Annotated in this window: 8 protein-coding genes and 1 tRNA gene; all 9 read right to left on the bottom strand. The window is 69.9% G+C overall.

All coding sequences use genetic code 11. The features are described from left to right. Positions 1-44 precede the first annotated feature (44 nt). Positions 45-119: transfer RNA gene (locus HYZ11_07630), tRNA-Gly, on the bottom strand. 56 nt (positions 120-175) lie between these two features. Then, positions 176-940: a lipoate--protein ligase family protein gene (locus HYZ11_07625; GenBank protein MBI3127458.1), complete on the bottom strand. Its 765-nt coding sequence runs from the start codon at positions 938-940 to the stop codon at positions 176-178. A 55-nt stretch (positions 941-995) separates the two neighbouring features. Beyond that, positions 996-3,908: an aminomethyl-transferring glycine dehydrogenase gene (gene gcvP, locus HYZ11_07620; GenBank protein ID MBI3127457.1), complete on the bottom strand. Its 2,913-nt coding sequence runs from the start codon at positions 3,906-3,908 to the stop codon at positions 996-998. A gap of 90 nt (positions 3,909-3,998) precedes the next feature. Beyond that, complete coding sequence (gene gcvH / locus HYZ11_07615) at positions 3,999-4,391, bottom strand: glycine cleavage system protein GcvH (GenBank protein ID MBI3127456.1); 393 nt, start codon at positions 4,389-4,391, stop codon at positions 3,999-4,001. A 74-nt stretch (positions 4,392-4,465) separates the two neighbouring features. Further along, positions 4,466-5,575 carry a glycine cleavage system aminomethyltransferase GcvT gene (gene gcvT, locus HYZ11_07610; GenBank protein ID MBI3127455.1) on the bottom strand — a complete coding sequence of 370 codons (1,110 nt, stop codon included), beginning with the start codon at positions 5,573-5,575 and terminating at the stop codon, positions 4,466-4,468. A gap of 81 nt (positions 5,576-5,656) precedes the next feature. Beyond that, a complete protein-coding gene (locus HYZ11_07605) occupies positions 5,657-6,808 on the bottom strand; it encodes an acyl-CoA dehydrogenase family protein (protein ID MBI3127454.1) in 1,152 nt (383 codons plus the stop codon). Between the two features lie 225 nt (positions 6,809-7,033). Further along, positions 7,034-7,897, bottom strand: a complete 864-nt coding sequence (locus HYZ11_07600; protein MBI3127453.1) for a 3-hydroxybutyryl-CoA dehydrogenase — start codon at positions 7,895-7,897, stop codon at positions 7,034-7,036. A 221-nt stretch (positions 7,898-8,118) separates the two neighbouring features. Beyond that, positions 8,119-9,303 carry an acetyl-CoA C-acyltransferase gene (locus tag HYZ11_07595; GenBank protein ID MBI3127452.1) on the bottom strand — a complete coding sequence of 395 codons (1,185 nt, stop codon included), beginning with the start codon at positions 9,301-9,303 and terminating at the stop codon, positions 8,119-8,121. A gap of 120 nt (positions 9,304-9,423) precedes the next feature. After that, positions 9,424-12,762: an AAA family ATPase gene (locus HYZ11_07590; GenBank protein MBI3127451.1), complete on the bottom strand. Its 3,339-nt coding sequence runs from the start codon at positions 12,760-12,762 to the stop codon at positions 9,424-9,426. Between the last annotated feature and the right edge of the window lie 21 nt (positions 12,763-12,783).

Here is a 12,783-nt window from a genome sequence, read left to right as displayed (position 1 = left end):
GGGAGGCCGTCCAGCGCCATCCGAGGACGGGCGGATGATCGAATTGGAGCGGGCGATGGGACTCGAACCCACGACGTCCAGCTTGGGAAGCTGGCATTCTACCGCTGAATTACGCCCGCTCGGCTGCCCAGGAAAAAATACGGCCCCGCCCGGCGGGTGTCAACAAAGCGCGCCGCTACCGGGCCAGCGTCCAGGCGGGATTCCCGTAGCGATCGCGGGCGATGGCCTCGGCCCGCGCCCGCTCGGCTGGATCGAGGGCGGACTCCCGGAACTCCATGCCGAGCGCCGCCTCCAGGCCTTCTTTCAGGAGGCGGGCCAGTTCCCGGAAAGGCACCTCGCGTCCCAGCACCTCCTCGATCCCCACGGCGTAGGCCGGGGCGGGAGGCCCCTGCCGCCCCCGGGGGCGGAGCAGCCCCGCCAGGCGCGCCTCGGGGTTCCGGAGGAGGACGCTGCCGTGCTGGAGGACGGCGCCCCCCATCCGGCACTGGGCGCTCCCCACCACCTTCCGGCCGCCCACTGCCAGCTCCCATACCGAGGTGGTGGCGAAGCAGGAGCCGTGGGAGGCGTGGGGCGCGGCGGCGGGGGGCGCCATCTCGACCGGCACGCCCAGCCGCCTGAGCCCCCCGGCCAGGCCCTCGCTCACCCGGCGGTAGGTCTCCCCGATGGTGCGCCCGAGCAGGGCCTCGGGGCCGATGAGGGAGTAAGTCAGCTCCCGATCGTGCAGGACGGCGCGCCCGCCCGTGAGCCGGCGGCAGAGGTCGATTCCCTCGCGCTTCAGGGCCTCCAGGTCCACGTCGCGCCCCGCGGACTGGCTCCTCCCCAGGGAGAGGGCGGGCGGGGTCCAGGCGTAGACGCGGAAGACGGCGCCGATCTCCCCGGCGGGGCGGCCCGAGGCGAGCCCGGCCCGGCAGGCCTCGAGCAGCGCCTCGTCCACCGCCATGTTCCAGGCGGCGGAGGCGGCGCCGGTGTCGAGGAAGCGGCCCGGGAGCGGAGCCTCAGGCAGTGCGGGCGCCCTCGGCGGCCGCCTCGTATTCCTCGATGGGCGGGCAGGCGCAGATGAGGTGGCGGTCGCCGTGGGGGTTGTTTACCCGGTTGACCGGAGGCCAGTACTTGTTCCGCCGCACCCAGGGGAGCGGGAAGACGGCGCGCTCGCGCGGATAGGGGTGGGGCCAGGCCTCCGCGGCGATGTCGGAGGCGGTGTGGGGCGCGTTCGTGAGCGGGTTGTCCTTGCGGTCGAGGAAGCCCTCCTCCACCTCGCGGATCTCCTCGCGGATGACGAGCATGGCCTCACAGAAGCGGTCGAGCTCCTCCTTGGACTCGCTCTCGGTGGGTTCGATCATCAGGGTGCCCGCCACCGGGAAGGACATCGTGGGGGCGTGGAAGCCGAAGTCCATGAGGCGCTTGGCCACGTCCTCCACGGTGACGCCGGAGGCCTCCTCGAGCTTGCGGAAGTCGACGATGCACTCGTGGGCCACCATCCCGTTCGGCCCGCGGTAGAGCACCTCGTAGCTTCCCTCGAGGCGCTTGGCGATGTAGTTGGCGTTCAGGATGGCCGCCTGGGTGGCCTTCTTGAGCCCCCTGCCGCCCATCATGGCGATGTAGGTCCAGGAGATGGGCAGGATGGCCGCGCTCCCCCAGGGGGCGGCCGAGACGGCGGTGATGCCGGTCCCGGGCCCCGCCTCGGGCCGCACCGAGTGCCGGGGGAGGAAGGGCGCGAGGTGCTTGCGCACCCCGATGGGGCCCATGCCCGGGCCTCCGCCGCCGTGCGGGATGCAGAAGGTCTTGTGCAGGTTGAGGTGGGAGACGTCCGGCCCGAACTCCCCCGGCCGGCAGAGGCCCACGAGGGCGTTCAGGTTCGCCCCGTCCATGTAGACCTGGCCCCCGCAGCGGTGGACGATATCGCAGATCTCGATCACCGCCTCCTCGAAGACGCCGTGGGTCGAGGGATAGGTGATCATGAGGGCGGCCAGGCGGTCCCGGTTCGCCTCGGCCTTGGCCCTGAGATCGGCCACGTCCACGTTCCCGTGCTTGTCGCAGGCGACGACCGCGACCTCCATCCCCGCCATCACGGCGCTCGCGGGGTTCGTCCCGTGGGCGGAGCTGGGAATGAGGCAGAGGTGGCGGTTCCCCTCCCCCCGGCTCCGGTGGTAGGCGCGGATGACGAGGAGGCCCGTGTACTCCCCCTGCGCCCCGGAGTTGGGCTGGAGGGAGACGGCGTCGAAGCCGGTGATCTCGGCGAGCCTGGCCTCGAGGTCATTGGTGAGCGCGCGGTAGCCCTCCACCTGATCGGCCGGGGCGAAGGGGTGGAGGTTCGCGATCTCGCGCCAGGTGACCGGGATCATCTCGGCCGCGGCGTTGAGCTTCATGGTGCAGGAGCCCAGCGGGATCATGGATCGGGTGAGGGAGACGTCCTTCTCCTCCAGGCGCGCGAGGTAACGCATCATCTCGGTCTCGGAGTGGTAGCGGTTGAAGACGGGATGGGTGAGGAAGGCCGAGGTGCGGCGGAGCGCCTCCGGGATGCGATCCTTGGCCGCCGCGTCGAGCTCCTCCACGGTGAAACCCGGCTTCCCGTCCTTCGAGAAAGCCTCGAAGAGGGCGGCGAGGTCCTCCCGGCGGGTGGTCTCGTCGAGCGAGACGCCCACAGTGTCCGCGTCCACGGGGCGGAGGTTCATCCCGCGCTCCCGGGCGCGCTCCAAGGCGCGGGCCGTGCCCCCCTTCCCCATGTTGACGGTCAGGGTGTCGAAGAAGCTCTCGCTCCTGAGGGTGTGGCCCAGGCGCCTGAGGCCCTCGGCCAGGACGCAAGCCATCCGGTGGGCGCGCCGGGCGATGCGGCGGATGCCCTCGGGGCCGTGGTAGACGGCGTACATGGAGGCCATCACCGCGAGGAGCACCTGGGCGGTGCAGATGTTACTCGTGGCCTTCTCGCGGCGGATGTGCTGCTCCCGCGTCTGGAGGGAGAGCCGGAGAGCGGGACGGCCCTTCGCGTCGATGGAGACCCCCACGATGCGCCCCGGCATGGAGCGCTTGTGGGCGTCCCTCGTGGCGAAGTAGGCGGCGTGGGGGCCGCCGAAGCCGAGTGGAACCCCGAAGCGCTGGGAGTTCCCCACCACGATGTCGGCGCCCAGCTCCCCGGGGGGGGTCAGGAGAGCCAGGGCCAGGAGGTCCGCCGCGAAGGTCACGAGCGCCCCCTGGGCGTGGGCCTCCTGGACGAGCGCGCGGTAGTCGGGGATTTCCCCGGTCGTGCCGGGGTAGGCCAGGAGGACGCCGAAGGGATTCCGCACCAGGGCGTCCCGGTGATCCCCCACGGCAACCTCGATGCCGAGCGGCTCGGCCCGGGTGCCCACCACCTCGATGACCTGGGGGTGGCAAAGGTTCGAGACGAAGAAGACCCCGCCCTTCGCCTTGCTCAGGGCGCGCGACATGGTCATCGCCTCGGCCGCCGCCGTCCCCTCGTCCAGGAGAGAAGCGTTGGCGATCTCCATGCCGGTCAGGTCAATCACCATGGTCTGGAAGTTGAGTAGGGCCTCGAGGCGCCCCTGGGAGATCTCGGGCTGGTAGGGGGTGTAGGCCGTGTACCAGCCGGGGTTCTCCAGGACGTTGCGGAGGATGACGGCCGGGGTGTGGCAGTCCGAATAGCCCATGCCGATCATGGAGCGCAGCACGCGGTTGCTGCCCGCCATGGCGCGCAGCTCGGCGAGGGCGGCCTGCTCGGTGCGGGGCTCGGGGAGCCGGAGGGGCGCCTTGGAGAGGATGGAGGCGGGGATGGCCTTCCGCGTCAGCTCATCGAGCGAGCCGAGGCCGAGGAGGCGGAGCATCTCCCGCGCGTCCTCCTCCGCCGGGCCGATGTGCCTGCGGATGAACTCCCCCCTGTGCTCCAGGTCGAGCAGCGTTTCCGGCGAACCCGGCATATCCAGAAATCCTCAAGGCGGGCGGAGGGAGCCCGCGGACGCGCACCCGGGCGCCGGGCCGCCCATTCGGCCCGCCCCGGACCCGGCTCCCTACTTGCTTTCTTCCTCGACGAAGGTCTTGTACTCGTCGGCGTCGAGAAGGTCGTTCAGCTCGGAGGTGTCGCTCATCTCGATCTTGATCATCCAGCCGTCCTCGTAGGGATCGCTGTTGACCAGCTCGGGCTCCTCCTCGAGCTGCGGGTTGATCTCGGTGATGGACCCTGTGACCGGCGCGAAGAGGTCCGAAACCGCCTTCACCGACTCGACCACGCCGAAGGTGTTGTTGGCCTCCACGTCGGCCCCCACCTCGGGCAGCTCGACGTAGACCACGTCGCCGAGCTCGGACTGGGCGTAGTCGGTGATCCCGACCTGGGCGATGTTGCCGTCCACTTTCACCCACTCGTGCTCCCTGGAGTACTTGAGGTTCTTTGGAAACTTCTCCATTAATCCGGCGCCTCCCCGAGAATAGGGAAAAAAAACCTGCGCTGCCCTTCCCCGCCGCCCAGGCGGCTGGGGTTTCACCCCCGGCGGTAAAACGGAGTCTTCACCACGCGGGCGGCCCGGGCCTTCTCGCGAATGTCCACGGCGATCTCGCACCCCTCGGCCGCATGCGTCAAGGGAACGTAGCCGATGCCGATGGCTTTGCCAAGGGAAGGGCTCATCGTCCCGCTGGTGACCGCCCCGGCCTTCCTCCCTCCCGCCAGGATCTCCGCGCCGTGGCGGGGAATCCCCCGGTCCACCATCTCAAATCCCACCAGCTTGCGCGAGAGCCCGGCCTCCTTGATCCGCAGCAGGGCCTCCCGGCCGATGAAATCGCCCGACTTGAACTTCACCACCCAGCCCAGCCCGGCCTCGAGGGGATTCGTGGTCTCATCGATGTCGTTCCCGTAGAGGGCGAATTTCATCTCGGTCCGCAGCGTGTCCCGGGCCCCCAGCCCGCAGGGCTTGAGGCCCTCCCCCGCGCCCTCGGCCATCAGGGCCCCCCACAGGGCGGGGGCGTCCGCGGCGGCGCAGTAGAGCTCGAAGCCGTCCTCCCCGGTGTAGCCCGTGCGGGAAACCAGCGCCCGGCGCCCCGCGACATCCCGCCCCCCGGCGCCGTAGTAGGGGATGGCGCCCAGGTCCCCGCCGCCGGGAATGAGCCGGGCCAGGATAGCCTCGGCCCGTGGCCCCTGGAGGGCGAGGAGGCCGGTCTCCTCGCTGAGGTTGCGGAACTCAACGCCCGGAACCCTCCGGGCGGACATCCAGGCCCAGTCCTTCTCGATGTTGGCGGCGTTCACCACCGCCATGTAGCGCGCCTCCGCCAGCCGGTAGACGGTGAGATCGTCCACGATCCCGCCGTCTTCCTTGCACATGGCGCAGTACATCACCCGCCCCGCCTCCAGGCGGGAGACGTCGTTCGTCACGAGCCGCTGGAGGAAGGCGGCGGCGCCCGGCCCCTCGGCCTCGAACTCCCCCATGTGGCTCACGTCGAAGAGGCCCGCCGCGCGGCGCACGGCGTGGTGCTCCTCGATGACGCCGGTGTACTGGACCGGCATCTCGTACCCGGCGAAGGGCACCATCTTCGCCCCCGCCGCCACGTGGGTCTCATATAGGGTCGTGCGCCGGAGGGCGCCCGAGGGCTCGGTCATGGAAGCCTCTCGCGGGTGGAAGAACCGGAGTCCCCGGCTGGCTTACTCCCTCCCGCCGCGAAATTCAAGGGGTCCGCACCCCTAGCCGAAGGCGCGTATGCCGGTGGCGAAGCCCCCGATGATGAGCTTTTGGATCTGGCTGGTGCCCTCGTAGATGGTGGCCACCCGGGCGTCGCGGAGGTAGCGCTCCACGGGGTACTCGTTGCTGTAGCCCATCCCCCCGTGGATCTGGATGGCGTCGTTGGCGCAGCGGAAGGCCGCCTCGGTGCAGTAATACTTGGCGATGCAGGTCTCCAGGGTGTTGGGCCTGCCCTGGTTCTTGAGCTCCCCGGCCCGGTAGAGGAGGAGCCGGGAGGCGTCCACGTCCACCACCATGCGGGCGATCATGTCCTGCACCATCTGGTGGGCCGCGATGGGCTTGCCGAAGCTGTGGCGCTCCTTGGCGTAGGCCACTGAGGCCTCGAGCGAGCCCCGGGCGATCCCCAGGCAGCCCGCCGCGACGGAGTAGCGCCCGTTGTCGAGGGCCGCCATCGCCACCGGGAAGCCCTGCCCCACCTCCCCCAGCAGGGCCTCGTCCGGCACCTCGACGCCATCCAGGACGAGCTCGGCCGTGTTCGAGGCGCGCAGGCCCAGCTTGCCGTGGATGTCCCGGGAGGAGAAGCCGGGCGTCGAGGTCTCGACCAGGAAGGCCGCCATCCCGCGCGGGTTGCCGCGCTCGGTCTGGGCGATGATGATCGCGAGCTGGGCGATGCCCCCGTTGCTGATCCAGAGCTTGCGGCCGTCGAGCTTCCAGCCGGCGGAGGTCTTCCGGGCGAAGGTCTTGATCTGCTGCACGTCCGAGCCCGCGTCCGGCTCGGTCAAGGCGAAGCAGCCGATCCACTCCGCCTTGCAGAGCCTCGGCAGGTACTTCTTCTTCTGCGCCTCGGTCCCGAACTTGAGGATGGGTGCCGCGACGAGCGAGATCTGCACCGAGAGCACCGTGCGCACCGAGCTGTCGGCCTTGCCGATCTCCTCGCACAGGAGAGCGAAGGCGATGTAGTCGAGCCCCGCCCCGCCGTATTCCTCCGGCACCACCCCCCCGAACATCCCCAGCGCGCCCATCTCCTGGATGATCTCAACCGGGACGCGGCCCTCGATGTCGTTCTGACGGGCGAAGGGGGCGATCTTTTGGGCGGCGAAGTCCGCCGCCTGCTGGCGGATGAGGCGCTGGGTTTCGTTCAGCTCGAAGTCCAAGCGGGCCTCCGGCGGCCAAAAATCACGCAGTCATTCACGCTGCCATGGAACCGGCAAGAATCAGGACGCGCCCGGCCCCCTCTCCCCCTGTGAGAGGGATGGGGCGAGGGAAAAGCCATCCGCCGTTCAAACCCGCCCTCACCCTACCCTCTCCCGGAGGGAGAGGGTAAAAACTTGCAAGGCGTTCCATGGAACGCCCCTGCACAATCCCGCATTCCCGCGACGTTACCCCTTCCCCTCGTACGTGAAGAACCCCCGGCCCGTCTTCCGCCCGAGATGCCCGGCCCGCACCATCTTGCGCAGGAGGAAGTTGGGCCGGTAGCGCGGGTCGCCCAGCTCCCGGAAGAGGGTCTCGGTCTTGGCGAGGTGGATGTCCACCCCGATCAGGTCGATGAGCTCGAGCGGCCCCATCGGGAGCCCGGCGCCGAGCTTCATCGCCTTGTCGATGTCCTCGGCCGAGGCCAGGCCCTGGGCGTACACCTCGACCGCCTCGTTCAAGAGCCCCGCCAGGATGCGGCTCCCGATGCCCGCCGGGCTGTCGAAGCGCGCCAGGACGGGCTCCTTCCCCAGCCGCCTGGCGAGGGCCTTCACCGCCTCCACCGTCTCGGGGGCGGTGGCCAGGCCCGGCATGATCTCGACCAGCTTCATCACGAGGGGCGGGTTGAAGAAGTGCACCCCCACCACCTTCCCGGGGCGCGCCGTGGCGGCGGCCATCTCGGTGATGGAGAGCGACGTGGTGTTCGAGGCGAAGATGGCGTGGGGCGGGGCCAGCCCGTCCAGCTCGCCGAGGATCTTCCGCTTGATCCCCATGTCCTCGAACACGGCCTCGACGACCACGTCCGCGTCCTTGGCCCCGGCGCAGCCCGACCCGCGCGCGATGCGCCCCAGGATGGCGTCCTTCTCCGAGGCCTGGAGCTTCCCCTGCTCCACCCGCTTGGCGAGGCGCGACTCCAGCCCCGCCACGGCCTTCGCCACCAGGTCCTCGCTCCAGTCGGTCAGCAGGACCGGGATGCCGCTCTGGGCGAAGAGCTGGGCGATGCCCGCCCCCATCGTCCCCGCCCCGACCACCATCGCCTTGCGGACGTCCATGGTGAACCCCTTGCATCATGCCGCTGGCTCTGTACGCCCTTCTCCCTCTCCTTTTGGGAGAGGGCCGGGGTGAGGGAGGCACGCTGCCGTGCCGTAGGGGCGGTTCGCGAACCGCCCCTACAAATCGCCCCCTCGCCCGGGGAGGGAGGGGGCCGCGCCGCACGAAGGGCAGGATTCGCCTCCAGGTTATCGGGCGAGGCAACCTGGAGGAAATTCTCCCCCTACGCCACGCGCTGGAGCACCACCGCGACCCCCTGGCCGCCCCCGATGCAGGCGCTCACCACGGCGAGCTCCCCGCCGCGCCGCTCCAGGGCGCTCAGCGCCGTGGCGATGAGCTTGGCCCCGGTCGCCCCCACCGGATGGCCCAGGGCGATGGCCCCGCCGTGCACGTTGAGCTTCTTGCGGTCCCACTTGAGCTCGCGCTCGCAGGCGATGACCTGGGCGGCGAAGGCCTCGTTCACCTCGACGAGGTCCATGTCGGCGAGCGCGAGGCCCGCGCGCTCCAGCGCCTTAGGAATGGCCGTCACCGGGCCCAGCCCCATGTGCTTGGGCTCGACCCCGGTCGAGGCGTAGCCGCGCAAAATGGCGATGGGCCGGGCGCCCAGCGCCTCGGCCTGCTCGCGCGAGGCCACCACGAGGGCCGCCGCCGCGTCCGCCTGGCAGCAGGAGTTCCCGGCCGTGACCGATCCCTCCTTGTTGAAGACGGGCTTGAGCCTGCCGAGCTTCTCCATCGAGAGCCCCTCGCGCGGGGTCTCGTCCGCCCCGAAGGCCGCGGGCTCCCCCTTCTTGCCCGGCAGCTCGACCGCCACGGTCTCAGAGGCGAAGCGGCCGCCCTTGAGCGCGGCCAGGGCCTTCTCCTGGCTCTCGAGGGCGAAGGCGTCCTGCTCCTCGCGCGTGAGGTTGTAGCGCTCGGCCAGGTTCTCCGCCGTCGCGCCCATGAGCTGGCCCGAGAGCGGGTCCATGTAGCCGTCCTTGTAGATGAGGTCCAGGAACTCGGCGTGGCCGAAGCGCACCCCCCACCGGGCCCCCGGCAGGATGTAGGGCACGCCGCTCGTGCTCTCGGTGCCCCCGGCGAGCACCACCTCGGCGTCCCCGGCGCGGATGGCCTGGGCCGCCAGCGCGGCGGCCTTCAAGCTCGACCCGCAGCGCTTGTTCACCGTGAAGGCGGGCACCTCCTTGGGGAGCCCCGCCTGGACCGAGACGAGCCGCGCCGCGTTGGGACCCACCCCGGCCTGCCAGCCGTTCCCGAAGACGGTCTCGTCGAAGTGCTCGGGCGCGACGCCCGAGCGGCGGATGGCCTCGCGCGCCGCCACGGCGCCCAGCTGGGGCGCGGAGAGGTCCTTCAGCGCCCCGCCGAAGGCGCCGGCGGCCGTGCGGACGCTGCTCAGGATGACGACATCTCGCATGGGCGGTCACCTCTCATGGATGCGGCGAGGAGGGCTCTTTTGCTTATGGCACAGCGGCCGGGGGCGGGGCAAGGATGGGAAAGGTTATTTCGCCACTCGATCCGGGAGTCGGCGGGCCGGTTACCCTGAAATGGGCAGCCCAAGCTCCCTGGCGAGCACCTCGGTCCGCTCCACATACTTCGGAATGCGCAGCGCCATGAAAAGGGAACGGGCCTCTTTAAGGTGAACCGCCACGGTTTCACGCTTCCCCTGGGCGTGGGCGAGCGCGGCGAGGTCCAGGTGGGTGCGCCCCTGCTCGAAGCGCGAGCAGATTGCGGCGAAGGTCCGGAGGGCCTCTTGGAGATGACCCCACGTTTCCGTCAGGTCCCCCTCGGCCAGGGCGATCCGTCCCAGGACCTGATGCGAGAAACCGACCCCCACCAAATACTTGACATCCGTGCAGACCTCCAACGTCTGGCGCGCCACCTCCCGGGCCCTGTCGAGCTGGCCTCCCAGGCGATAGGCTTCTCCCAGCCACGTCCGGAACCACTGGCGCCACTGCAGGGAGCGCACCCGGTCTGCCAACTCGACGGCCTGCTCCAGCGTGGGGACCGCGCGGCCCGCGTCCCCCGCTTCCGAATACGCCTTGCCAAGGCACGCGAGGGCGAAAGCGGTCTCAAAAGGGTCCGGCGCGAACTCAAGGGCCCGCTGGCACACCTCAATCCCCGCCTCACAGTCTCCCCGGGTGGCGTAGCTGAGACCGCCCATCGCCGCTTCGGCCCGGGCGCGGCGGTCGCCCGTGGCCTCTCCGAGGGCATCGAGACGGGCCGCTACCTCCACGGCCGAGTCAAAATCCCCGGTGTAGTAGTAGGAGTAACTCAGGGCGAACAGAGCCTGGCTGAGCCAGAGGCGGTCGTCGGTCCGCTCCAGGAACGACACCGCTTTCCGGCCATGGGCGACCGCTTCATCCATCGGCCGCCCCGAATAGGTGCACTCCAGGCAAAGGGCGCGATGGACTCTCCCCATGAGGGCTTCGTCGCCCGACCGCGTTGCCTCTTGGAGGCTTCTGCTCAAATTCTCGGCTGCCTCCGCCCGGTGTCCGAGCCAGGCATGGGCCCAGCCAAGCCAGAAATAGTACCGGCCGGCGAGCGCGGGATCCTGGAGCCGCTCCAGCCGGTCGCGGTGCTGGAGAAGGAGTTCCACAATCTGCTGGCGGCGGCCCAGGAAATGGAGGGACTCCGCCCGGCGAACGATCAACTCCAGGAAGCGGCGATCTCGTCCCTCAACCGGGAGCCGCTCCGCGTGAGTGAGGGCCTCCTCCAGCGCTGTGGCCGCCTCGCTATGGGCATAGCTTCCGGCGGCCTTCTCGGCGGAGCGCGTCAGATACTCGACCGCCTTGGCCGGCTCTTCCGCCTTTGAGAAGTGATGGGCGAGGACCTCATACTGCTCGGCCAGCCGCTCCGCGTAGAGCTCCTCGATGGCCAGGCCGATCAGGCGATGAAGTTCCTTCCGCCGTTGGAGGAGCAGCGAGTTGTACGCCACATCCTGGGTGAGGGCGTGCTTGAACATGTACGCCCGCTCGGGGAAGAGGCTCTTCTCGTAGATCAGCTCGATCGCCTTGAGCTCCCGCAGGAGCTCTTCGGTCCGCTCCTGGACCTCGGCGAGCCGGTCCAGGAGGCGGCGGGTGAACTCCCGGCCGATCACGGAGGCGACCTGGAGGGTCTTCTTGGGAGCCTCATCCAGCCGGTCGATCCGGGCCATGATCACGTCCTGGATGGTGTCGGGGATGACGACCTCGTCCAGCCGCTTCGCCAGGACGTAGCCTCCTCCATCCCGCTGGATGGCCCCGACCTCCCTGAGGGCCTTGACCACCTCCTCGACGAAGAAGGGGTTCCCCTCGGCCTTCCGGACGATGAGGGCCTTGAGGTCCTCCGGGAGGCTCTCCGCCGCCAGCAGCCCCTGGGCCATCTGCACGCTCTCCCCGGTCGGGAGGGCGTCCAGGGTGGTCCGCGTGTGGTAGGTCCGGTCCCCGAAGGGATGGGCGTAGCCCGGGCGGTAGGAGAGAATTCGCAGGACCCGGCTGGCCGGGATGCTGTCGTCCATAAAGAGGAGGTACTCCTCCGTCGCCTTGTCCATCCAGTGGAGATCCTCGTACACGACCACCTGGGGGCGCACCTCGGAGGCCCGCAGCATCAGGTGCCGCAGGGCGCCGAAGACCTCCCCCCGGCGCTGCTGCGGGTCCATGGCCAGGACGGCGCGGTCGCCCGGGTCCACCGAGAGGAGATAGCGCAAGTAGGGCAGAGCCGGCCGGAGGTCGTCACCCAGGCGCAGGACGCCCCCCTCGATCTTCTTCACGACCGTGCCCTCGGTGTCCCCTTCCTCGATCCGGAAGGTGCGCTTGAGGAGGTCTGTCAGGGGGTGAAAGGCGATGGAGCGCCCGAAGGAGATGGCGTGCCCCTCCAGCCAGGTCGCTTCCTCTCCGAGCCGTCGGCGGAACTCCAGGAGCAGGCGTGACTTGCCGATGCCCGGCTCGCCCACGATGAAGACGACCTGCCCGTGCCCCGCCCTGGCCTTCTCGAAGCACTCCGCGAGGAGCCGAAGCTCCCGTTCCCGGCCCACGAAGGGGGTGAGCCCCTCCTCGGCCCCCACCTCCAGGCGGGTCCGGGCCGACCGATCGGAAATCACCTCCCAGGCGCGAACCGCCCCGCCCTTCCCCTTGAGGGAGAGGGCTCCGAGGGGCCGGGTGTGGAAGTAGCCCGCGACCGGGCGGTGGGTCGTCTCGGAGATCACGATCCCCCCTGGCTCAGCCCCTTGCATGAGGCGGGCCGCCACGTTCGTCGTGTCGCCGACCGCCGTGTAGTCCATGCGCAGGTCGTCGCCGATCTTCCCCACCACGACGAATCCCGTGTTCAGCCCCATGCGCAGGGCCAACCCCTCGCCGGATGGGAGCCCGAGGTCGCCTCCGCCCTCGCGCAGGGCGCGTTGAATTCCCAAAGCGGCGAGGATTGCCTCGCGGGCGTGATCCTCGTGAGCGAGGGGGGCGCCGAAGAGCGCCATGAACCCATCCCCCAGGAACTGGTTGAGCGTGCCCTCGTAGCGGTGGACCTCATCCAGCGCCATTTCGAAGAAGCGGCTCAACAGGGCGTGCATCGCCTCGGGACCCAGGCGCTCGGCCAATGGTGTGGAGTTCGCGATGTCGCAGAAAAAGACCGTCACCTGCTTGCGCTCCCCCTCGAGGGCGCTCCGGGAAGTCAGGATCTTCTCGGCCAGATGCTTGGGGGTGTAGGAGCGGGGGGAGGCGAACTTCGACTCGGCGGTTGGGGGGACCGCACCCAGGGGCTGGCCGCACCCCCCGCAGAATTTCTCGCCGGGCTCGTTCGAGAAGCCGCAAGAGGGGCACGGGAGGGCGAGCGGAACCCCGCACTCGGCGCAGAAGCGCCGCCCTTCACGGTTCTCCGCTTGGCACCGGGGACACCGCATGCCCCCGCCCCCCCCGGTACA

The sequence above is a fragment of the Candidatus Tectomicrobia bacterium genome, from assembly GCA_016192135.1.
Lineage (GTDB): Bacteria > UBA8248 > UBA8248 > UBA8248 > UBA8248 > 2-12-FULL-69-37.
Note: the sequence above shows the minus strand (reverse complement) of the source record. Positions and strands in the feature narration are given on the sequence as shown.

Bases quoted from the DNA above. Each gene is read 5' to 3' on its own strand.
- HYZ11_07625 (MBI3127458.1), bottom strand. From the start codon at position 940: ATGGCGGTGGACGAGGCGCTGCTCGAGGCCTGCCGGGCCGGGCTCGCC.
- gcvP (MBI3127457.1), bottom strand. From the start codon at position 3,908: ATGCCGGGTTCGCCGGAAACGCTGCTCGACCTGGAGCACAGGGGGGAG.
- gcvH (MBI3127456.1), bottom strand. From the start codon at position 4,391: ATGGAGAAGTTTCCAAAGAACCTCAAGTACTCCAGGGAGCACGAGTGG.
- gcvT (MBI3127455.1), bottom strand. From the start codon at position 5,575: ATGACCGAGCCCTCGGGCGCCCTCCGGCGCACGACCCTATATGAGACC.
- HYZ11_07600 (MBI3127453.1), bottom strand. From the start codon at position 7,897: ATGGACGTCCGCAAGGCGATGGTGGTCGGGGCGGGGACGATGGGGGCG.
- HYZ11_07595 (MBI3127452.1), bottom strand. From the start codon at position 9,303: ATGCGAGATGTCGTCATCCTGAGCAGCGTCCGCACGGCCGCCGGCGCC.
- HYZ11_07590 (MBI3127451.1), bottom strand. From the start codon at position 12,762: ATGCGGTGTCCCCGGTGCCAAGCGGAGAACCGTGAAGGGCGGCGCTTC.